This is a genomic window from Mesorhizobium sp. M1217, assembly GCF_040318275.1.
Classification (GTDB): Bacteria; Pseudomonadota; Alphaproteobacteria; order Rhizobiales; family Rhizobiaceae; genus Mesorhizobium.
Window position 1 is genome coordinate 145672 of record NZ_JAMYMA010000008.1, and the last position, 19477, is coordinate 165148.

General features: G+C 62.8%; 23 protein-coding genes and 1 pseudogene. 10 read left to right on the forward strand and 14 right to left on the reverse strand.

All coding sequences use genetic code 11. The annotated features are described in order from the left end of the window. Positions 1–591 precede the first annotated feature (591 nt). The 5 genes and pseudogenes from NKH37_RS15820 to NKH37_RS15840 all read right to left on the reverse strand — a co-directional run bounded on the left by NKH37_RS15820 (position 592) and on the right by NKH37_RS15840 (position 2756). Positions 592–840, reverse strand: coding sequence for a DUF982 domain-containing protein (locus NKH37_RS15820; RefSeq protein WP_353005399.1), 249 nt, complete (start codon positions 838–840; stop codon positions 592–594). Between the two features lie 4 nt (positions 841–844). Beyond that, positions 845–1021, reverse strand: coding sequence for a hypothetical protein (locus NKH37_RS15825; protein WP_352490623.1), 177 nt, complete (start codon positions 1019–1021; stop codon positions 845–847). A 172-nt stretch (positions 1022–1193) separates the two neighbouring features. Then, positions 1194–1643, reverse strand: coding sequence for a hypothetical protein (locus NKH37_RS15830; RefSeq protein WP_353005400.1), 450 nt, complete (start codon positions 1641–1643; stop codon positions 1194–1196). Between the two features lie 136 nt (positions 1644–1779). After that, positions 1780–1857 (reverse strand): annotated as a pseudogene (locus NKH37_RS15835) (DUF1857 domain-containing protein); the annotation flags it as partial. 35 nt (positions 1858–1892) lie between these two features. Next, entirely contained in the window at positions 1893–2756 is an 864-nt protein-coding gene (locus tag NKH37_RS15840; protein ID WP_352791771.1) for an SDR family oxidoreductase, read from the reverse strand. A gap of 103 nt (positions 2757–2859) precedes the next feature. Between NKH37_RS15840 and NKH37_RS15845 the strand changes: the two genes are divergently transcribed. Continuing rightward, positions 2860–3750 carry a LysR family transcriptional regulator gene (locus NKH37_RS15845; RefSeq protein ID WP_352791770.1) on the forward strand — a complete coding sequence of 297 codons (891 nt, stop codon included), beginning with the start codon at positions 2860–2862 and terminating at the stop codon, positions 3748–3750. 596 nt (positions 3751–4346) lie between these two features. Here NKH37_RS15845 and NKH37_RS15850 read toward each other — a convergent pair. Beyond that, complete coding sequence (locus NKH37_RS15850) at positions 4347–4772, reverse strand: hypothetical protein (RefSeq protein WP_023720037.1); 426 nt, start codon at positions 4770–4772, stop codon at positions 4347–4349. Positions 4773–5142: 370 nt separating this feature from the next. Between NKH37_RS15850 and NKH37_RS15855 the strand changes: the two genes are divergently transcribed. The 4 genes from NKH37_RS15855 (at position 5143) to NKH37_RS15870 (ending at position 9373) form a co-directional block, all read left to right on the forward strand. Continuing rightward, positions 5143–5397 (forward strand): hypothetical protein, encoded by a 255-nt coding sequence (locus NKH37_RS15855; RefSeq protein ID WP_352495399.1) that lies wholly within the window; start codon positions 5143–5145, stop codon positions 5395–5397. Positions 5398–5682: 285 nt separating this feature from the next. Then, positions 5683–6168, forward strand: a complete 486-nt coding sequence (locus NKH37_RS15860; RefSeq protein WP_031194306.1) for a (2Fe-2S)-binding protein — start codon at positions 5683–5685, stop codon at positions 6166–6168. Then, the gene (locus NKH37_RS15865) at positions 6165–7154 is read left to right on the forward strand and encodes an FAD binding domain-containing protein (RefSeq protein ID WP_353005401.1); all 990 of its coding nucleotides are present in this window, start codon (positions 6165–6167) and stop codon (positions 7152–7154) included. The genes NKH37_RS15860 and NKH37_RS15865 overlap by 4 nt, the downstream gene beginning before the upstream one ends. Continuing rightward, positions 7151–9373 carry a xanthine dehydrogenase family protein molybdopterin-binding subunit gene (locus tag NKH37_RS15870; RefSeq protein WP_353041208.1) on the forward strand — a complete coding sequence of 741 codons (2223 nt, stop codon included), beginning with the start codon at positions 7151–7153 and terminating at the stop codon, positions 9371–9373. The genes NKH37_RS15865 and NKH37_RS15870 overlap by 4 nt, the downstream gene beginning before the upstream one ends. A 118-nt stretch (positions 9374–9491) precedes the next feature. Here NKH37_RS15870 and NKH37_RS15875 read toward each other — a convergent pair whose 3' ends face one another. Beyond that, positions 9492–10673: an amidohydrolase gene (locus tag NKH37_RS15875; RefSeq protein ID WP_353005403.1), complete on the reverse strand. Its 1182-nt coding sequence runs from the start codon at positions 10671–10673 to the stop codon at positions 9492–9494. Between the two features lie 90 nt (positions 10674–10763). Between NKH37_RS15875 and NKH37_RS15880 the strand changes: the two genes are divergently transcribed. After that, on the forward strand, positions 10764–11594 hold the full coding sequence (locus NKH37_RS15880; RefSeq protein ID WP_353005404.1) for an AraC family transcriptional regulator: 831 nt from the start codon (positions 10764–10766) through the stop codon (positions 11592–11594). A gap of 70 nt (positions 11595–11664) precedes the next feature. Further along, entirely contained in the window at positions 11665–12096 is a 432-nt protein-coding gene (locus NKH37_RS15885) for a cupin domain-containing protein (RefSeq protein WP_353041210.1), read from the forward strand. Here the strand turns inward: NKH37_RS15885 and NKH37_RS15890 are convergent. From NKH37_RS15890 to NKH37_RS15905, 4 genes are all read right to left on the reverse strand, one after another. Further along, complete coding sequence (locus NKH37_RS15890; protein WP_353041212.1) at positions 12006–12587, reverse strand: nuclear transport factor 2 family protein; 582 nt, start codon at positions 12585–12587, stop codon at positions 12006–12008. The two genes, NKH37_RS15885 and NKH37_RS15890, sit on opposite strands and share 91 nt — an antisense overlap. A 129-nt stretch (positions 12588–12716) precedes the next feature. Continuing rightward, on the reverse strand, positions 12717–13271 hold the full coding sequence (locus NKH37_RS15895) for a nuclear transport factor 2 family protein (protein ID WP_353005407.1): 555 nt from the start codon (positions 13269–13271) through the stop codon (positions 12717–12719). Next, positions 13268–14251 (reverse strand): alpha/beta hydrolase, encoded by a 984-nt coding sequence (locus tag NKH37_RS15900; RefSeq protein WP_353005408.1) that lies wholly within the window; start codon positions 14249–14251, stop codon positions 13268–13270. The genes NKH37_RS15895 and NKH37_RS15900 overlap by 4 nt, the downstream gene beginning before the upstream one ends. Positions 14252–14310: 59 nt before the next feature. Then, entirely contained in the window at positions 14311–14814 is a 504-nt protein-coding gene (locus tag NKH37_RS15905; protein WP_352495404.1) for a nuclear transport factor 2 family protein, read from the reverse strand. A 128-nt stretch (positions 14815–14942) separates the two neighbouring features. On the opposite strand from NKH37_RS15905, the gene NKH37_RS15910 reads away from it, so the two are divergent. Then, the gene (locus NKH37_RS15910) at positions 14943–15851 is read left to right on the forward strand and encodes a LysR family transcriptional regulator (protein WP_352586907.1); all 909 of its coding nucleotides are present in this window, start codon (positions 14943–14945) and stop codon (positions 15849–15851) included. Positions 15852–15878: 27 nt separating this feature from the next. Here the strand turns inward: NKH37_RS15910 and NKH37_RS15915 are convergent, their stop codons facing one another. Both NKH37_RS15915 and NKH37_RS15920 read right to left on the reverse strand, forming a co-directional pair. Next, positions 15879–16334: a carboxymuconolactone decarboxylase family protein gene (locus NKH37_RS15915; protein ID WP_023720025.1), complete on the reverse strand. Its 456-nt coding sequence runs from the start codon at positions 16332–16334 to the stop codon at positions 15879–15881. 119 nt (positions 16335–16453) lie between these two features. Further along, a complete protein-coding gene (locus NKH37_RS15920) occupies positions 16454–16897 on the reverse strand; it encodes an SRPBCC family protein (protein ID WP_023720024.1) in 444 nt (147 codons plus the stop codon). Between the two features lie 226 nt (positions 16898–17123). Here NKH37_RS15920 and NKH37_RS15925 point away from each other — a divergent pair, with 226 nt between their 5' ends. Both NKH37_RS15925 and NKH37_RS15930 read left to right on the forward strand, forming a co-directional pair. Next, entirely contained in the window at positions 17124–17888 is a 765-nt protein-coding gene (locus NKH37_RS15925) for a copper homeostasis protein CutC (protein ID WP_023720023.1), read from the forward strand. 23 nt (positions 17889–17911) lie between these two features. Beyond that, positions 17912–18409 carry a GNAT family N-acetyltransferase gene (locus NKH37_RS15930; RefSeq protein WP_023720022.1) on the forward strand — a complete coding sequence of 166 codons (498 nt, stop codon included), beginning with the start codon at positions 17912–17914 and terminating at the stop codon, positions 18407–18409. Positions 18410–18426: 17 nt separating this feature from the next. Here the strand turns inward: NKH37_RS15930 and NKH37_RS15935 are convergent, their stop codons facing one another. Further along, complete coding sequence (locus NKH37_RS15935) at positions 18427–19449, reverse strand: acyltransferase family protein (RefSeq protein ID WP_023720021.1); 1023 nt, start codon at positions 19447–19449, stop codon at positions 18427–18429. Positions 19450–19477: the final 28 nt, after the last annotated feature.

The window sequence follows — 19477 nt, forward strand, 5'->3', positions numbered from 1 at the left end:
GTGGACAGCACGTCCAAGATCAAGAGAGGTCAGCAGATCGAGCTTGCCGGCGAGATCACGCGCATAGAGGAGGAAGGCGGCACTCACAATCGACATGGGACCGCTGTCAAGCCTGACGCCGAGGGGTATTAACCGACGTTCCTTTTAAATTTGAAATGCCTTACCCGAGGCCCGCCCTGGAACGGTAGGTCAGGGCGCTGATCTTCCTCGTCCGGCTCAGCCTGCATCGCGGGCCTTCATGAAAAGCTCCAGCAAGTCGGCGCCAATGCCGAGGGTTGCCATGAGGCTGAACTTAGAGCGGCTAGGGAGTTTCGTCGTCTCTGGCCTTACCAATCGCCTCAAGTAATGAAGCTAGGGTTGGGGTCAGCTCTGTTTCGACTGGCCCAAACAGCTTGTGTACATGACGACGATTGTCTTCGGTTCCGATCAACTCCCGAACGGCGTCTGCAAGGGACTTCTGCCCAGCTTTGTCGCGCTTTGTCATGTCGACCGAGGTTCCCCGCCTGTCGCGCAACTCGGAGATCAGGGAATGGTTGCATTAGGGATCAGGAATGTTTGGGAACTGGGCTCGGGTAACTGGCACATTCGGCCCTAATCAGACGAGCGTAGCACCAACCCCTCTTCCTTGGCAGCCGCCAAGAATGCCTTGCGGCACTCCTCAGGCTCTATCTCGTCGGCAATCACAGCGACGCATACGTGCACCGCGAGGTTCCACAGAAGGCCATGGTTGGTCCACTTCAGGAGTTCCTCAGCGGCTGCTTCAGCGTTGCTAACCTTCCGCGTCGATCCGCTACCCTCGGTCCTGACAGGGACCGGCGCGGAGAACCAATGGAGCGCCATGCAGTCACTCTTTGTCGGCCCGATCAAGTTCCTGCAGCAAATGCTTTTGCTCAGCCGGCAGCTCCCGTTCTACAGGCAGATTTAGCAGGTTGCGAAGGTAATTGCGGATTACCTCTGAAGTGATCCACCGCCGCACAACCTCGGCAATAACCTTCCGTTTGGCTGCGTCAATTTCGACCACGTTCGGGCCTACACGCTTAAGAGGACCGAACTCCACCGCGAGCGGATTTGTTCCTTAGAAGGGGCCGGAAATGTTTGGTACAAAAATCCGAGCCGGTGATCGGATAACTGGCTCGCGCGAAGCCCCCCGTACCCCCTCCGTTTCCCTTACGGCGCCGGTGGGCACAGCCTTGCTATGTACCCCTGGCAGCGTCCTCGATCAGTTCGGCTATTAAGGTGCGGACCCGTAGGTCGGACCTATCCCCTATGTTTCCCACATCTTTGGTCACCATCCCCGGCGAAGATACGGCCACCGCCCCGCTCACCTTAACGTTGACCGTAAAGGTTCTTCTAGGCGCCTTCTCCAATTCTCGCTTCCTGTAGATCTGGAAACGAATCGACGGGGTTAAAGCTTTGACCTGCCGGCGTGGCGCGGTGTCTATGTCGATAGCCACCTCGCCTGCCACGTCAGCCTTGGCCGCCTCCAGCGATGCAATCACGACGTCGTTTAGCCAAGCCTTTGCTTGCTCGCTGAAGTCCGCCATGGGGGCATCTCGCTTCCCCATCTCCGCGCCGCCGACGGGCTCCTCCTGCTGACGGCGAGCTTCCTTCCCGCGCTCAAGGGCTTCTTTAAACTGTGCCATCCCTGTTGCTCCGATTTGTCAACAGGCCACCCCCATCAGATCGGCTATGGCGCCCTCCCATTCACCACAACGCGCGTAGTCGGGGTACGTTGCGTTGGAGAGCCTTTGGGTTCGCCGCTATTCAGCGTTTGTGTCAGCCCTGCCATATCTGCGCACGGGTCAGCTTGGTCTCGCCTCGGGGATTCACCGGAACGGTAGCGGTCGAGTAAATCATGATATGTCTCCTGGACAGAACGTCGGTGATGGGGCTCAGACGGCAATTGCGGCCGCATAGTCGCGATAGGAGCGCAACGGCCGGCCCAGCAGCGCGGTCAGCCGATCGACATCGCCGGCATCGGGGACCATGCCGTCCGTGAGGAAGCGCTCCGCCATCAGGCGCATGTCGAGGGCCATCCAGCTCGGCATGAACTGCCGCAGGTTCTGCTCGAAGCCGGCGGTGTCGTCGCCGGGATACGCGATATGTCGACCGAGGACGTCCGTCCAGATCGCTGCGACGTCCGTGCCAGTCAGCGTGTCGGGGCCGACCAGGTTGATGCGATTGAGCGGGAGCGGCGCGGCGGCCTGCTCACGGCGGAGGAGTTCGATCGCGGCGATCTCGCCCAGGTCCCGCGCGTCGATCATGGCGATGCCCTTGGCTCCGATCGGCATCGGATAGATGCCGTAGCCGATCACCACGTCCTTGATCGTGATGTCGTTGTCCATGAAGTAGGCGGGCCGCAGGATGGTGGCGTTGAGCCCCATCTGCTCGATCATCCGCTCGACGCCGAACTTGCCCGCAAAATGCGGCACGTTGACGTAGAGGTCGCTGTGGATCACCGACAGGTAGACGATCCGCTCGATGCCGGCCTCGCGGGCAACGGCCAGCGCTACCAGCGCCTGGGTGTATTCGTCGGCCACCACCGCGTTCAGCAGGAAAAGGGTGGAGACGCCGGAGAAGGCCTTGCGTAGGGAATCGACATCGAGCAGGTCGCCCTGCACGACATCTACGCCAGCGGCGAAATTGGCCTTGGAGGGATCGCGAACCAAAGCGCGCACATGGGCGCCACGCTTCACGAGCTGTTCGACTACGTTGCGGCCGACATTGCCGGTCGCGCCGGTAACGAGAATGGTCATGGGGTTACTCCTGAGTTGAGCCGGATGGCTGCTCAGAAATTAGTGATCCACATTTGTGTCGGTAGGCGTTATATTTGGACACGCCGTCTCATTGGTGGAACATATGGATCTACTTGCCCTTGCCGATTTCAATCTGGTCGCCCGCCACGGGGGCTTCGGTAAGGCCGCCCGCGCTGCCGGGCGCCCGAAGGCAACCTTGTCCCGACGCGTGGCGGAGCTGGAGGCGAGTCTGGATCTACGGCTGTTCGAGCGTGGCGCGCGCGCGTTGAAGCTGACGGAAGAAGGACGTGCGCTTTTCGAGCGCACGGGCCGGTTGCTTTCCGAGCTCGAAGAGACAGCGGCCGCGATCGCCTCAGGCGGCGAAAGGCCGCGAGGCAGGTTGCGGATCAGCGCCCCAGTGCTGTTCTCACAGACCGCGATGGGGAAGATCGCTGCCGGCTTCGCCCTGAAATACCCGGAGGTAAGGCTCGAGGTCACGACCGAAGACCGCGCCGTCGACATGATCGAAGAGGGATTTGACCTGGTGATCCGGGTCAATCCGGATCCGGATGAGAGCCTCGTTGGGCGAGCCTTTCTGCGTGATCGACTGGTGGTCGTGGCAAGTCCTCACCTCGCCCGGCCGGCGGACGGTCTGGCGGCCCCGGCCGTCATGCGTTCGACAGCCGATCGAGGGGCTTGGGACGTGAAGACGCCCACTGGCCGGTCAACAATCGCGATCGAGCCGGTCCTTGCGCTGTCGTCACTCATCATGGTCCGGGATGCGGTACGAGCGGGCGTCGGCGCGGCACGCCTACCGGTGTCGCTGGTGAGCCATGATCTGGCGGACGGAACACTGGTACATTGGGGGGATCTCGATCGACCCGACATCGCCCTGTGGACGCTCTATCCCTCTCGGCGGCTGCTGAGCGCCCGCGTCTCCGCATTCCTCGACCATCTGAAACAGGCCTTTCCCATGGGGACGCCTGACGAGCTGGCCGCCTATATCGGCAAATGACGCCCAGGAAGCTGGTTAATCCAGCTGAGGCCTTAGGCGAGGCACAAGGAAAGCAGTTGCCGTGCTTTCATGGTGGGTGCGTTATCCGAAATATCTTCCGCGAACGCGACATTTTTTAAAGGCAACCCGCTCCGCGAACTGTGCCATCGTCACCACTGCTGACGGCCGGCTATGTGTAGGTATTGGGAGCGCCACCGACCGCATTCCCTTCCCTCCTCGTGGACGAAATGTGTTCGTTCGAATGATGCTTACGATATTGATAAGGTCAGGCTGGTCGAGAAGTACAGGCCGCCGAAGCGCAAGAAGCCGCTGCGTTGACATGCTGAATTAGCGGACAACAAACAGGGGAATTCAGGGATTCCCGGTGTTGATCTAGACTCCAGGAATGGAAAAGACGTTTGACGATCTTGCCAGCGCGATAAGGCCCCCCACGCAGACGTTTGGGGAGCCATCCGCGTCTTGGCCATCGATCTGGCCGGGAAGCTTCTAATGGGCCCTGCCATCGGCGTTGGCACTGGAACGGCGCTGGCCGGTTAGATCGCTAACCCGCAAGATTCCACCCGGGCGCGGATTCGCCCACGATCGCCAACTTGGCTTTATTCAGCCTTGAGGTTAATCACCCGCATCACGGCGACCACTGTCCCGTTGTTCGTAGCAGCCTCCTTCGTGCTACCCTTGCCGCAGCTCCATACATCGCCTTCCTTGGCTGTGAACTGCATATCCCCGGCCGTAACCTGCAGCTCGCCTTCAGTGACCGTGCAGACCATGTCGTCGGCCATGACATCCCCCAGCGGGCTAGATCCCTTTGGCTGATACACGACGTCTTCCATCGCGATTTTCTTGTACCCCTTGATATGGGAGTCTCGTGTTCCCAGTTCGACGAGCCGAACGCCGGGAAAAATCTCTTTGCCATCAGTCGGACCGTAGGTCTTGGCCGCTGCCGGAGTCGGCAATGCAACCAATAGCGGGGTCGACAACGAGGTGGCACCAAGGGCGAGAGCATTACGTCGATTCATCTTCATAACATTATCCTCCCTGAGTTAGTCCGCCCACAACTGGGCGAACCGGATATTTTACGCGCCCGTGCAGCCAAATAGTCAAAACACAATTGAGCAGGCCCATGCTCCGCCCAGGAAGCTGGTTAATCCAGCTGAGGCCCGCAGCGGGCCAACATAGCGAAAGTGCACTGTCACCGTAATTCTGCGTTCGAAGGGAAACCATCGCTCGATTTCACTCAAATGAAGGAAGACGCTTTACCTGAAAGAGGCTGATAACGCGCCAGAGCCAATCGGCTCGGCGATAATGCGCTTCGGCCAAGATGCCGACCTGAGCTTCGGCCCCAGTGTCGGTAGATCTACCGCGGCTTAGGCCGGCGCTTGGGGAGGAAATTCGATGAGATTGGCCATCGTGTGCGCGGCAATTGTGATTGCCGGATCCACCGCCGCCGTTGCGCACGAGAAAAAGGTGGTAGCCAGAAAAGGAATAACGCCACCTTGTGCCGATTTGTCAGGCACGATCAAGAAAAAGAGGGAGACAGAAGTGGATTACCGTTCAACCGGAACTGTCTCCGGCGCAATCCCCAAAAACAAGTCTGAGCCGCGCCTAGGCTACGAAACGGTTAACCCTGGCATCATATCTATCTTTTAGCTCGTTGATTGCGTGTTTCGCTAACTTGAATGCAGCACAGGTGGCCAGCAGGATACACAGGCGGCCACGAAGGCGAGCGCCGGTATTGAACTACGGTGACGGTGCACTTTTTGCGGCGTGGCATTCTCAGCCCATCCCGTGCGGGGTCCCAAACGTTTTTCGCCTTCCGTGACCGGCAGTGCCTTTCCCCCGAAATCGACCGCCCTATTTCGCCTCGACAGGTGGGCGGCTGATTGCTGGACGAGTCCCTGCGACTAGGACGGCATGTGCTTCGAGGTACCCCCAATGGACTTCCACGATCGGCACCTACTGCGGTTGCGGGTGAACGGCGAGGACCACAGCCTTTCCGATCTCGATCCCCGCGTCACGCTGCTCGACCTGTTGCGCGAGCGGCTTCATCTGACCGGAACGAAAAAGGGATGCAATTTCGGCGAGTGCGGCGCCTGCACCGTGCATCTCGACGGACGGCGTGTGAATGCCTGCATGATACTGGCCGTGTCCGCCGAGGGACGCGAGGTCACGACGATCGAGGGCCTGGCGGACGGCGATGCGCTTCATCCCGTGCAGCAGGCGTTCATCGATCATGATGGTTTCCAGTGCGGATTCTGCACGCCCGGGCAGGTGATGTCGGCGGCGGCGCTGATCGAGGAGGGACATACCGGCTCCGACGCCGAGATCCGCGAATGGATGAGCGGCAATCTGTGCCGCTGCTCGGCCTATCCGCAAATCGTCGAGGCGGTGCGCGCAGCGGCTGGGAGGGCGAGCCAATGACCCCATTCGTCTATGCGCGCGCCGATAGCCTGGGCGAAACGATCGCGGCCGGAGCGGCGCCGGACAGCGCTTTTCTCGCCGGCGGCACCGAATTGCTCAACTGGCTGCGCCTTGGCATTGCCGGGCCGGCGCGGATCATCGATATCTCCCGCCTCGACGGGCTGGATCAGATCGAGGCACTGCCCGGCGGCGGCTTGAGGATCGGCGCGCTGACGCATCTCAACGACGTCGCGCAGCACGAGTTGGTCATGCGCGACTATCCGGTGTTGAGCCAGGCGATCCTCAACGCGGCGTCGCCGCAACTGAGAAACCTCGCAACGATAGGCGGCAATCTGCTGCAGAAGACGCGCTGTGCCTATTTCCGTGCCGAAGAGCAGTTGCCGTGCAACAAACGTCGGCTCGGCTCCGGTTGCTCGGCATTGCATGGCATCAACGACAATCACGCGATATTCGGCTGGACCGAGGATTGCATCGCCACCCAGCCATCCGACCCGGCGGTGGCACTGGCAGCACTTGATGCAGTCATCGTCACCGCGCACCGCAGCGGCGGCCGGCGCATTCCGGCAGCCGAATTCCACCTGCTTCCCGACACGCGGCCAGAGGCAGACAATGTGTTGCAGCAAGGCGAACTGATCACGGCAATCGAGCTGCCGGCACCGGCGCCGCGATCGGCTTACCTCAAGGTGCGCGAGCGCGAATCCTACGAATATGCCATCGTCTCCGCCGCCGTAGTGCTGGAGATGGACGGCCAAACCATCCGTCGGGCTGCCGTGGCGCTGGGGTCCGTCGCGCTGCGGCCCTGGCGGCTGAGCGCCGCCGAGGACCAGCTCGCCGGTGCCGAAATCGGCGATCGCGAGGCATTGAGCACCGCTATCGAGCAATCCTTCGCCGAAGCGCGTCCCTTGTCGCAGAACGCCTACAAGATCGAACTGGCCAAGACCGCCGCTTTGCGGGCGATCGAAAGAGCAGCGAGGATGCCGTCATGATGATCACCCAGCCTGTTGCCCGCCCTGACGGCGGCATCAAGGTTACCGGCCGCGCCCGCTATGCGGCCGACTACTTTGCCCCCGACCTACTCTATGCAGTGCTGGTGACCGCGCCCGTTCCCGCCGGCCGCGTGACGTCGATCATGGTTGACGACGCGCTCGCCGAGGAAGGGGTCGTGCGCGTGCTCACGCATGAGGACATGCCCAAATTCGGCCGGTTCGCATCGCCAAGGGCCGAGCCGGATACGCAGACGCAGCACGCCGAAGGTCCGCCGGCGGCGCAGAGCTTCATGCCCATGCAGAGCGACGAGATACGTCACGAGGGCCAGCCGCTTGCAATTGTGCTGGGCGAGACACTGGAGGCGGCGGAAGCCGGCGCCCGCCGCGTCTCGTTGCGCTACGAGTTCGCCGAGCCGGAATTGCCGGCACCACCCGAATGGACCGCAATCGACAAGGCTGCGGTCGTGCCGAGGGAGAGCGGCTTTCTGTTCCTGGAGCCGACGTTTACGAAGGGCGAGGTCGACCGCGGGCTTAGCAACGCAGCCGCCATGGTCGAAGCCGTCTACCTGCAGCCGTCGCGCCATCACAACGCCATGGAGCCCTCGGCGACGCTCGCCGAGTGGAACGACGGAGAGCTGACGCTGCACGACGCCACGCAGCACGTCTACGGTGTCCGCCAGGTGGTTGCGGCCCGCATGAATGTCCCGGCCGAGAAGGTCCGCGTGATTTCCCGCCATACCGGCGGCGGCTTCGGCGGCAAGGGCTGGATCTGGCCGCATCAGGTGCTGGCCGCCGCCGCGGCGCGCATCATGCAGCGCCCGGTCAGGCTGGCGCTCAGCCGCGCCAATGCCTATTCCTGTCTCGGCTATCAGCCGCGCATGGCACAGAAGATCGTGCTGGCGGCGGACAAGTCGGGCAAGCTGACCGCCGTGCAACAGGACGTGGTCAACCTGACCACCGTCACCGACGATTTCGTCGAGTTCGCCACCGAAGCCTCGAAGGGTCTCTACGCCACGCCGGCCATGCGTCTCAGCCAGCGCGTCGAGCGCGCGAACGTCGCCATGCCGACGGCGCTGCGTGCGCCGGTCGAGGGTCCCGGCACCTGGGCCCTCGAAAGCGCGATGGACGAGCTCGCCCACCGCCTCGGCATCGATCCGCTCGACCTGCGTCTGATCAACCATGCCGATACGGATCCGGCCACCAGCCAGCCCTGGTCATCGAAGAAGCTGCGCGAGGCCTATGAGGAAGGCGCCCGCCTGTTCGGCTGGCGCGAGCGCCCGCGCAAGCCACAACGCGACGGCGATTGGCTGATCGGCTACGGCATGGCGACCTGTAGCATGGGCTGTTTCCGCCACCCGACGCCTGCAGCCGAGGTCAGGTTGCACAGGGACGGCACGGTGCTCATCCGCACCGGCACCCAGGATATAGGGACCGGAACACTCACCATCTTTCCGCAGATCGCAGCCGATGTCCTGGGCCTGCCGATGGAGAGGATCGAGTTGGAAATGGGCGATACACAGCTGCCGGAGGCGGGTCCGACCTATGGCTCATCGTCGACCATGGGGGTGGGCGCGGCGGTGCTCGCAGCCGCCGAAGATGCACGTTCGCAGCTTGCCCGTCTTGCCAATCTGCCGCCCGACGAGGTCGAGATGCAAGACGGCCATATTCGCCGCAAAGGCGCTGCCGGCGGTCAGACGATCGCCGACGTGATGAGTCATACCGACATCGGCGAGATCATCGGCTCCGGCTCGTTCGATCCGGCGCAGCATGGCAAAGGCCTCGCCATGCGCACTTTCGGCGCGATTTTCATGGAGGTCGGCGTCGATCCGGGGCTCGGCCTGCTCAGGCTTCGTCGCGCCGTCGGCAGCTACAGCGCCGGCCGCATCGTCAATCCCCGCACCGCACGCAGCCAGATGACGGGCGGCATCATCTGGGGCTGGGGCATGGCGGCGATGGAGCAGAGCAGGCACGAACCGGTGCTCGGGCGGTTCCTGTCGAAGAACCTTTCAGGGGTTGCCATTCCGGTCAACGCCGACATTCCCGGCGATATCATTATCCACTTCGTCGACGAGGTGGACGAGCATGCCAGCCCGATTGGCGGCAAGGGCATCGGCGAGCTCGGCGCCACCGGCGTTGCCGCAGCGGTTGCCAATGCCGTCTTCGACGCTACAGGCAAGCGGATCCGGGAGCTGCCGATCACGCCGGAAAAACTGCTGTAGAAGGACTAGGCCCGCTATTGCCCTGCGATAGCGGGTCTCTGACGTAGTCGATTATCTCCTCTGCAAAGCTTGCCGAGACTTGGGAAATACCTGCGGCCCCCAGACCGACGTCTTCATTTCAGCTCAGATACTTGCCGGCAAGCGTCTGCTCGACGAGGTTGACGTAGTAGCGCATCACCGTCGGCACGATCTCGTCGTTGAAGACGTAGCGGTCGCCGTGCAGGCCTTCGCCCGGGCCGACCTCGCCGGCACCGATCCACGCATAGCAGCCGCTCGCCTCACGGATCATGAAAGCGAAATCCTCGCAGCCGAGACTGGGACTGAACTCGGTCATGACATTCTCCCGGCCGACGACGGATGCCGCCGCCTCGACGGCGCGGGCCGTCGCGTCCGCGGTGTTGATCAGTGGCGGATAGCCCTTCCGGTAGTCGAACCTTGCCTTGAGCGAATGCGCGGCGGCGATGCCTTGTGCGATCTCGCCAATCAGCGTCTCGCAGTGGTTGGAAAGGCCGGGCTCGAAGAAGCGGCAGGTGCCTTGCAGCCAGACCTTGCCCGGCACGATGTTGCCGACATTGCCACCATGGATCTGCGTGAGGCTGACGACAAGCGCGCTTTGCGGGTCGACCGAGCGGCTGACGATGCGCTGGACGGCTTGCACGAAGGCGCCCGCTGCCAGGATCGGGTCATCGCCGAGCTGCGGCATCGCGGCATGCGCGCCAAGACCCTCGAAAGTCAGCTCGAAATTGTCGACGGCCGCCATCTGCGCACCAGCACGGGCCGCGATCGTCCCCAGCCTGACGCCCGGCCAGTTGTGGACCGCATAGACCGCCTCGACGGGAAAGCGCTTGAACAGGCCGTCCTCGATCATGCGTATGCTGCCGCCTTCGTTCTCCTCGGCCGGTTGGAAGATGAAAGTGACGGCGCCATCGAAGGCGCAGGATTGACTGAGCAGTTTGGCGGCGCCGAGCAGCATGGCGGTGTGGCCGTCATGCCCGCAGGCATGCATCACGCCCTCTTGCCTCGAAGCATAGGCCAAGCCGGTTTTCTCCAGCACCGGAAGCGCGTCGAGCTCGGCGCGAAGGCCGATGGCGCGTGTGCCGCCACCGCTGCGCAGGACACCGACGACTCCGGTGCCGCCGATCCCTTCATGCACCTCATCAACGCCGAAGGAGCGCAGTTTCTCTGCAACGAAACGCGCCGTTTCGTATTCATTGAATCCGAGCTCCGGATTAGCATGGATATGGTGCCGCCAGCCTATGACCTCTGGTGTCAGCGCGGCGATGGGGTCATTGTGCAACATGATGCCTCCTTTCACGCCGGCAAAGGCGGCGCGGTTTGGTCCTGCCAGCCATAGAAGGCCCGACGAAAAGCGTCTTGAACCGGATTGACCATGGCAAAGACAAACCAAGCGGCAGAGACCGGGAAATACTGGCGCCATCCGTGCTTCCCCGACCTTGGCCTGTTCGAGGCGCGCTTCACCCAGCACCGCTATGACCTGCACACGCACCCGACCTATGTGATCGCCCTGATTACCTCCGGCTGCGAGCGTATTCGCATCGGCCGTCAAAGCGTTCTTGCTCCGGCAGGCGCCATTGCCGTCGTCAATCCAGAGGAGTGGCATGACGGCGAACGCGGGGCGGACGAAGGCTGGGCCTACCGGACGTTTTATCCCTCGGTGCCGCTGATGACCGCACTTGCCCGCGAACTCGGCTGGCACGGCGCTCCGGTGTTTTCGCGCGCGACGATCGAAGACAGCAGTCTCGCCGCAGCATTGATGGCAGCACACCAGGGCTCGATATCCCCGGACATAATGACGGCCGAGACGTCCCTGCTCGTGGCGCTGCGACGGCTGATCGTTCGGCATGGCGACTCGAGCGGACAGGCCGAGGAGGTCGAAAGCTCCGGATCGCAGCGGAGGTTTTCGCTCTATCGCGACCTTGTCGAAAGCGAGCTCGGCTCGCAGCTCGACCTCAAGCGGCTTGCCGGTGCGGGTGGCGTGACCCGGTTCCAGGTCATCCGCGACTTCAACAAGGCGATCGGCCTGACGCCGGCGGCCTACATCCGCGACCGGCGATTGCGCCGGGCGAGCGCGCTGATCGAACAGGGATTTGGCCTCGCCGACGCCGCTATCGCGGCGGGTTTCGCCGACCAGAGCCATCTTTCCCGTACCTTCCGGGCTATGCATGGCATGACGCCAGGCATGTTTAGAAGAGCGGGATAGGCGCTCCTGAACAGACAAGCTTGCGCGCCAATGCTTGCTGCGCAATGCTGACGCAGTTCGGGGGGGAATCATGCGAAAAATCTTGGCATCGACGCTGCTGCTCGCGGCGGTTCTGTTTGCAAATTACGCCCAGGCGCTGGACGCCAGCGGCACCCCGGTTGTCGTGACCCCGCTTGCCTCTCGCACCGAGACGGCGTCCGGCCAGCCGATCACGCTGCCGCAGAAGGACGTGCAGGTCCTGGTCTCGGCCTATCAGATCGCGCCGGGGGCCACCTTGCCGGTCCACAAGCATCCGTTTCCGCGCTACGCCTATGTCGAGGCCGGCACGCTTCAGGTCACCAACGTCGAAACCGGCAAGAGCAACACCTACAAATCAGGTGATTTCATCATCGAGATGATCGGGCAGTGGCATCAGGCCACCAATGTCGGCGCCGATCCGGTCAAGCTGCTGGTCATCGACCAGGTCGAAGAAGGCACCAAGAACACCGTGTTGCGCCAGTAGCTGCCACGTCTGAAAACAGCGTCCGTGGCGGATCCAGCACAGCGCGTAACAGACGTCAGAACGTGAACCCCTCCGGTAAATTGTGATTCCAATAGCCTTCCTCGACTGCGCCGGCCCTCGGACGTGCGTATGACGCGGTCGCGATACCAGAGCCCTTGGAAGAAGACCTGCCTTTTGCCTTCGCCGAGGTCGACCACCATCGGGCATGAACAATGCACGCGCGCGCTGGCCTCATCCCCTCGGAGATCAAGAAGGATTGTCGAAATGGCGTGCTGCGAGATCACTACCTTCAATAGGGCGCCTTTCATATAAGCAACATGCTCATCCACACCGCTCCTGATTCCACCTGTTACAGTGTCGTCAAGCACGGCGTCGGGCGTGAATATTTTCCGATAGGCTTCCCAGTCGCGATCGTCCACAGCGTAGCAATAGCGAGCAAGCAGCTGTTCGATCTCAAGCCGATCCGAAACCTCCTGCAGTGAAAGGGTCATGTCCTGTCTCCGCGGTTGGCGGTACTAATGCCGCATGCGCCAAGCCTGCCCCGACATTCGATCAATATTCACGTTGCCGTTGCTCCGAGCAACCTCGCCACGCGACCGGGCATGCGCAAATCCGAACACTCATTTGGCCTCCGCCTTCACCCGGTCGGCAGCGGCGGCCAGCACGGCGCGATCTCCCTCTTCGTACAAGCGGCGGATGGAGATTGCCTTGACGCGCCAACCTTCCGACGTCCGCACCAGCCGGTGTAGATAGCTGCCGCCGACCGTCCAGAACCGGGAACCGATCCAGTGGGTCGCGCGGACATGGCTGCGTGCAACCGCATGCTTATCCGCGCCTTCGACAATGACGTTGGTGATGAGGTGCTGGGTGGCGTCGAAGCCCGGCAGCAGCGCTTGCCATTGGGCGATCAGGGAGTCGCGGCCGCTGGTCGTGACCTCGCCGCCGAAGAGGCTGGTATAGTCGGTCGTGACACGGGCCGCGAAATAGGATTTGACCCGGTTCCATTCACGCAGATCGGCATAGAGGCCGATCCAGGCAACTGCCTCGGCGATCACGATCCTGTCTTCGACCGTCAGCGCATCTCCCGGAGCGCTCGAGGCGGGCGCCGAGACGGCGGAAATCATCGCGGCTGAAACCGCCGAGGCCAAGACATACCGGCGGGTGACGAGGCTCATTGTCCCGCCTCCCCTGCACCGCCCAGCGTTGCGCGGAAGTGCGCGGCGACGGCATCGCTCGCCGCCTTCACCGGCGCGGCACGATCGTAGAAATCGAACTGGGTGACGTTGTCGAGCCACAGCTCCTGCTTGGAGCTGGTCAGCCGCGCGTAGAATTTGTGCGCACCACTCGGAATGGCAGCAGCCTCGCTGTGCACCATCAGAAAAGGCTGGTGCAGGCGCGGAGCCGCCTGGATCGCATCGAACCTCAGCCAGCCGCGCCAGAACGCCGGATCGGCCTCGTTGCGCCAGGCCGGAATCATGCCGCGATCGGGCTCGGTGTAATAGGGCATCTTGAACATGATCGCGCGCTCGTCGCTCAGGCTGGCGGCCGGCAGTAACGCCTGTCTGCCGGTGCGGCGATACTCGGCCTCGGCCGCATCGCTCGTGGCTTCGAGCCTGGCGACGCCTTCCTTGCCGCCATAGGCCTGCTCGACCACTTCGGCATCCTGCAACCAGGGTGCAACGAGGGCGACCGACTTGATCGCGGCGTTTTCGGCCGCAGCGGTGACCATATAGCCGGAGCTGGCGCAAATGCCGAGCCCGCCGATGCGGTCCTGATCGGCTTCGGGCCGGGTCGCGAGATAGGCGACCGCCGCTTCGATGTCGGCGATCTTGGCGTTAGGATCCTCGTACTGGCGGCGCACGCCGCCGCTTTCGCCCCAGCCGCGAAAATCGAAGGTCAAGGCGACGAAGCCACGATCGGCCATCTCGCGGGCGTAGCGGGCCGGCATCTGTTCCTTCACCGTCATCCAGGCGCCGGTCACGACCAGCGCCGGCCGAGGTTTTGCCGCGTCCAGATCCTCTGGCAGATAGAGCTCGCCGACAAGCTGCTCACCATGCGAGGAGAATGTGACGCGCTCGACGCGCGGTGCGGCGACGGCATTGGAGGCGGCGAGCGCGGCGGTGGTTGCTACGGCAAGGGTCAGGGTTTTAAGCATCGCAAGTCTCCTTTGGCTTGGAATGAGAAGCGCGGCGCGTTGCGAGAAAGACCGCCGTCTCAGCGCTCGCCAGCCAGTCGGCCGGGCAGTGGCTTCAGCGGGTAATGCGCCCAGTAGAAAGCGTCCGACTGGTACATGTCGGTCAAAAAATTCTGTGCCTCGGCGATCTTGCCGTCCTTGATGCGGAACATCAGCGCGTAGAACTGGTCGATCTCGGGACCTGAGCCGACATTCGACCAGCCGCGATGGACGTCGACAACGACGTCGCCTTGCGCCTGGAAGAAGATCGGCTCGGCCCTGAACTTGCCATCGGCCAGGCCGCGGAAGAAGGCGACCACCTCGTCCGGCCCGCGCTTGTCGCCGGCGAGCGGATGATGACCGGGAATGCGCCACACGATGTCGGGCGCGAGGAAGGGCCGCACGGCCTCGGGATTGCCGGTCGCGTAAGCTGCGTAATAGTCTTTGATGAGCTGGATATTGCGGTCTTCCAGTGGCCCGCTGTGCGCCGGGGCGGCAGACACCGCCAGAAGAGTGCCGGCGGCGAGTAAAGCGAGCCTTGTCATCGGTCCTGTCTCCTTGCCCATTCGAGCCGTTCTCAACACCGAGGCCCGTTCGTCGGACCCAACATGACGCCTTTTGTTCGCCGAAAAAACCAGTAGAGTTCGACAGGGCTATTTGGAAAATCCTTACAATGCGCCTCGACCAATTCAGCGGCATCGTCGCCTTCGTCAAGGTTGCCGAGGCCAAAAGCTTCACCCGCGCCGCCGCCAAGCTCGGCGTCGCTCCGGCCTCGTTGAGCGAGGCGGTCAAGGGGCTCGAGGAGCGCCTGGGGGTGCGGCTGCTCAACCGGACGACCCGCAGCGTTGGCTTGACCGAAGCTGGCGCCCAATACCTCGACCATGTGCGTCCGGCAGCCGAAGATATCCGGGCGGCTGGTGCGGCGCTGCGCGAGACCCGCGATCGTCCTGCCGGCACGCTGCGCCTCAGCCTGCCCTGGATCGCCGCCCCGCTGCTGATCGAGCCACTGATGCGGCCGTTCATGGATGCTTATCCAGAAGTGCGGCTCAATCTGATCTTCGACGACAGCTTCGTCGACATCGCCGCCGAGGGGTTCGATGCCGGCCTGCGCATCGGCGAGCTTCTCGAGAAAGATATGATCGGCGCGCGCCTGGGCGGGCCCCTGCAGATGGTCGTGGTGGGCAGCCCGGACTATCTGGCGCGCAACGGCACGCCGAAGCGGCCGGCCGACCTCGCCGCCCATCGCTGCATCGCATTCGCCCTCACCCGCACCCGCGCGATCTCGCCCTGGGAGTTCACCGTGGATGAACGCGAAGTCGCTTTCACACCGGACGCATGTCTGGTCGTGAACACGCTTCCGCTGTGCATTACTGCTGCCGCGCAAGGGCTTGGCCTCGCCTTCGCGGTCGAGGGGCTCGCCGCGCCGCTTCTTGCCTCAGGCGCGCTGGTCAAGGTGCTGGAGCCTTTCTGTCCCGCTTACGAGCCGCTCCACCTCTATTATCCCAGCCGCCGCCTGGTACCGCCGAAGCTGCGGGCCTTCATCGACTTCGTGCGCGCGAATTCTCACAAGCTGCGGATCTGATGTGGCTTTGCGAGAACCCGGCCCCGTTCAGCCCCAGGCGCCGACCATCTGTCTGGTGGTTGCGTTGAGACGGTTGAACGCATTGATCAGGGCAATCTGGACGACCAGTGCGGCAAGCGCCTTTTCGTCATAGTGCCGGGCGGCTTCATCCCAGACCGCATCCGGCACCGGGTCTGGCCGGTCGGCTAACCGGGTCGCCGCCTCGGTCAGCGCCAGCGCGGCGCGCTCGGCGTCGGTGAAGTAAGGTGTTTCCCGCCAGGCCGACACGGTGAAGACGCGCTCATCCTTTTCACCGGCCTTCTTCAATTCGCGTGCATGCATATCGATACAGACACTGCATCCGTTGATCTGGCTGGCGCGCAAATGGACGAGCTTGCGCGTCACATAGGACAGATCGGCCGTTTCCGTCGACTTGTCCAGCGCGAGCAGCGCCTGCAGAGCGCCAGGAATGAGCATCACCGGGTTTTTCAATCGTGCTTGCATAGTGGTCTCCTTCGGGCGTGTTTTCTCAAGCCCGGACGACGAACATCCGGGGTCTCGATATTTCTTGGTTCTGTCAGTTCGCCGGCCGCCGCGTTGCGGCAAGGCGAGCGCCGGGATATTCAGCTTTGCCAGGCAGTCACCCGCTCAAGCCGCTCGAGAATGCGCGGCCAACCGCTTCCCATGCCGATGTAGCCGCGCTCGTCCTCGGACCGGAACCCGGAATGCTCCATGCGCACCCGCGTCGCTTTACCTTCGGGCGTCAACGACCATGTCACCACGGTCTTCAGACCGCTGTCGGATTCGGTGCCGTCGCCCCAGCTGTAGGCGAGCAGGCGTGGCGGCTCGATCTTCAGCACCTCGCAGTTCGTCACGCCGGACCAGCCAGGCACCGGCGTCGCGCGAAAGGTAAAGCGATGGCCTTGCTCAGGCGCAAAGTCGTTCTCCATCAGCCATTCGGCAACCAGATGCGGCACGGTCAGTGCGCGCCATATCTTTTCAGCCGCATGCGGGATCAGACGCTCGACGACAATGGATTTGGTTTCGATTGTGGTTGCTTCAGTCATGACTTGGGACCCGTTGTTTGCGGTTTGGCTGGGCTATTCAACAACGCGCTCTCCATGAGAACCAATAACCCATCAGCTATGAGTTACGTATAACGCTTAAGTTATGAATGTGTCAAGCGGCGGAATGGCAGGCGCGCCCGCAAGCACATTGAGCCCACACTTCCGGCTTTCAAGGCACCGTGCCCGATGCTACCGCTGGCCAGCTGAAATCATCAACGGATCGCCCATGACCGAGACCGAACGCCCTCGCCTGCCGCTGATCGAGATCTGCGTCGAAGGCATAGACGGCCTGCTGGCCGCGCAAGCCGCCGGTGCCGACCGTGTCGAGCTCTGTGCCAGCCTGGTCGAGGGCGGCATCACGCCGAGCTTCGGCACCGTGCGCACGGCGCTTGAATTAGCGACGATCCCGTTCCACGTCATCGTGCGGCCGCGTGGCGGCGATTTTCTCTATAGCGAGGCCGAATATCGTTCGATGCTCGCCGATGTCCGAGCGCTTGCCGAGCTTGGCGTCGCCGGTGTCGTTATCGGCTGCCTCGCTGCCGACGGCACGATCGATGAGCAGCGCATGAGCGAACTGGCGCAGGCAGCGGGGAGCTTGAACGTCACCTGCCACCGCGCCTTCGACATGACCCGCGACCCGACCGAGGCACTGGAATCGCTGATCCGCTGCAAGGTCGGCCGTGTGCTGACCAGCGGCCAGCGCGACACGGCGCTGGAGGGCGCGGACCTGCTCGCCGATCTGGTCAGGCAGGCTGGCGACCGCATCATCATCCTCGGCTGCGGCGGGCTTGACCCGCAGAACATTGCCGAGGTGCGGAGGAAAACCGGGGTGAGCGAAATGCACTTCGCCGCGCTCAAGGACGTGCCGAGCGCCATGCGCTATCGCAACCCGAAAGTCGGTATGGGCGGCACCGACCTCGACCGCGAATACCGCAACACCGTGACCGACGAGGTACTGGTGGCGGCGACCATCGCCGCTGCCCGGGCATGATCCTGGAAGACAGAAGAAAGAAAATGATTGAAACGCGATTGCCGATCGAGCTGGTTTTGCCGCGGGATGAGCCCGCAATCCTCGCGCTCAACAACGAGCACGCTGCGGAATTATCATGGCTCGAACCTGAGCGCCTTTCCTTCCTGCTTGGCGAAGCGTTTTACGCGCGCCGTATCGGTGCACTCGAAGCCTTCATCATGACCTTCGACCAGGACGCAAGCTACGACAGCCCGAATTTCCTGTGGTTTCGCGAGCGCTATCCGCGCTTCGTCTATGTCGATCGCGTCGTGGTCGGCGCCAATGCGCGCGGCCGGGGTCATGCCCGCCGGCTGTACGAGGATCTGTTCGAGCAGGCGTCACGCGCCGGCCAGGCGATCGTCACTTGCGAGGTCAATGCCGAGCCACCCAATCCGGCTTCGGACGCCTTCCACGCGGCACTCGGCTTCATGGAAGTGGGCGACGCGGTAATCCACGGCGGCAAGAAAGCCGTGCGGTATTATCTAAGACGGATCGCCGGCTGAACGGCAGCCGCCTCGCCCTACCAATTGCGGTTCAGCCAGGAGCGGGTCGGCTTTTCGACGATGTAGTAGCTGCACAGAGCGCAAGCGAACGCCGCCGCCAACATCAGCCACGGCGAACTGCCTTGTATGTCGACGAATTGATAAAAGGGCTGCTGCCAAAGATAGAGCGAATACGACCACAGCCCCAGCATCGTCATCGGCCGGGAGGATAGAAACCCGGTCAGGTACCAACTGCTGAAGTCGAGCGAGTTGACGGCGAGGGCCAACAGCGGCACCGCGACCAGATAGTGGATCGGGGTTGGCACGGCAGCCATGAACACTAAAACCGCCACGACAGCGGCCGCCAGGGCGACATGTGGGCCCTTGAGCAGCGCCGGCAGCCTGTCGTCGGCCTTGAGCAGGCATATCACCGCTGACAGCAGGATCGAGGCGATGTGCACGTCGGTGCGCCAATAGGTGGACTCGTAGCCTATTCCGAGCACCCAGTAGGAGATGGCGCCGTTTGCCATGGCCAGCACCGACAATGCGCCGAGCAGCACGATGACCCGGGACTGCCCCGAGACGACGACGCCGATCAGCGCCAGGATGACATAGGCGTGCTCTTCGACGCAGAGCGACCAGATATGGTCGAGCGCGCCGGCGCGGGTGACGAGAATTCCGGCGTAGTTGTAAGTGAACGTCAGCGCCGTCAGCGCCGCCTTCCACTTGAAGGCGATGAATGTGCCGGACAAGGCAACCACCGCGGCGACGACGAAAACCATCAGTGCCGGGTAGATGCGGGAGAACCGGCGCTTGAAGAATTTCTTCAGCGGATAGTGTTCGACGAACAGGATCTCGGCCATCAGCCGGCCGCTGAGCACGAAGAAGAATTCGACGCCCAGGACGCCGAGATTGATGCCGGGAACGGGGAAGAAATGGCCGATCAGCACCAGCGCGATCGACAGGCCACGCCAGCCGTCGAGATAGGCAAGCCTGGTTCTTGCCGAGCTATCGGCGACAGGCCTGGACACGACAAGACGCGCCGCGGAGATGTCCGTCATGCCGGTCCCTTCTGCGAAAGGCGGGCTG

Excerpts from the sequence above, each read along its gene's own strand:
- NKH37_RS15820 (WP_353005399.1), bottom strand. The coding sequence starts at position 840 with ATGGCGCTCCATTGGTTCTCCGCGCCGGTCCCTGTCAGGACCGAGGGT.
- NKH37_RS15830 (WP_353005400.1), bottom strand. The coding sequence starts at position 1,643 with ATGGCACAGTTTAAAGAAGCCCTTGAGCGCGGGAAGGAAGCTCGCCGT.
- NKH37_RS15840 (WP_352791771.1), bottom strand. The coding sequence starts at position 2,756 with ATGACCATTCTCGTTACCGGCGCGACCGGCAATGTCGGCCGCAACGTA.
- NKH37_RS15845 (WP_352791770.1), top strand. The coding sequence starts at position 2,860 with ATGGATCTACTTGCCCTTGCCGATTTCAATCTGGTCGCCCGCCACGGG.
- NKH37_RS15850 (WP_023720037.1), bottom strand. The coding sequence starts at position 4,772 with ATGAAGATGAATCGACGTAATGCTCTCGCCCTTGGTGCCACCTCGTTG.
- NKH37_RS15855 (WP_352495399.1), top strand. The coding sequence starts at position 5,143 with ATGAGATTGGCCATCGTGTGCGCGGCAATTGTGATTGCCGGATCCACC.
- NKH37_RS15860 (WP_031194306.1), top strand. The coding sequence starts at position 5,683 with ATGGACTTCCACGATCGGCACCTACTGCGGTTGCGGGTGAACGGCGAG.
- NKH37_RS15865 (WP_353005401.1), top strand. The coding sequence starts at position 6,165 with ATGACCCCATTCGTCTATGCGCGCGCCGATAGCCTGGGCGAAACGATC.
- NKH37_RS15870 (WP_353041208.1), top strand. The coding sequence starts at position 7,151 with ATGATGATCACCCAGCCTGTTGCCCGCCCTGACGGCGGCATCAAGGTT.
- NKH37_RS15875 (WP_353005403.1), bottom strand. The coding sequence starts at position 10,673 with ATGTTGCACAATGACCCCATCGCCGCGCTGACACCAGAGGTCATAGGC.
- NKH37_RS15880 (WP_353005404.1), top strand. The coding sequence starts at position 10,764 with ATGGCAAAGACAAACCAAGCGGCAGAGACCGGGAAATACTGGCGCCAT.
- NKH37_RS15885 (WP_353041210.1), top strand. The coding sequence starts at position 11,665 with ATGCGAAAAATCTTGGCATCGACGCTGCTGCTCGCGGCGGTTCTGTTT.
- NKH37_RS15890 (WP_353041212.1), bottom strand. The coding sequence starts at position 12,587 with ATGACCCTTTCACTGCAGGAGGTTTCGGATCGGCTTGAGATCGAACAG.
- NKH37_RS15895 (WP_353005407.1), bottom strand. The coding sequence starts at position 13,271 with ATGAGCCTCGTCACCCGCCGGTATGTCTTGGCCTCGGCGGTTTCAGCC.
- NKH37_RS15900 (WP_353005408.1), bottom strand. The coding sequence starts at position 14,251 with ATGCTTAAAACCCTGACCCTTGCCGTAGCAACCACCGCCGCGCTCGCC.
- NKH37_RS15905 (WP_352495404.1), bottom strand. The coding sequence starts at position 14,814 with ATGACAAGGCTCGCTTTACTCGCCGCCGGCACTCTTCTGGCGGTGTCT.
- NKH37_RS15910 (WP_352586907.1), top strand. The coding sequence starts at position 14,943 with ATGCGCCTCGACCAATTCAGCGGCATCGTCGCCTTCGTCAAGGTTGCC.
- NKH37_RS15915 (WP_023720025.1), bottom strand. The coding sequence starts at position 16,334 with ATGCAAGCACGATTGAAAAACCCGGTGATGCTCATTCCTGGCGCTCTG.
- NKH37_RS15920 (WP_023720024.1), bottom strand. The coding sequence starts at position 16,897 with ATGACTGAAGCAACCACAATCGAAACCAAATCCATTGTCGTCGAGCGT.
- NKH37_RS15925 (WP_023720023.1), top strand. The coding sequence starts at position 17,124 with ATGACCGAGACCGAACGCCCTCGCCTGCCGCTGATCGAGATCTGCGTC.
- NKH37_RS15930 (WP_023720022.1), top strand. The coding sequence starts at position 17,912 with ATGATTGAAACGCGATTGCCGATCGAGCTGGTTTTGCCGCGGGATGAG.
- NKH37_RS15935 (WP_023720021.1), bottom strand. The coding sequence starts at position 19,449 with ATGACGGACATCTCCGCGGCGCGTCTTGTCGTGTCCAGGCCTGTCGCC.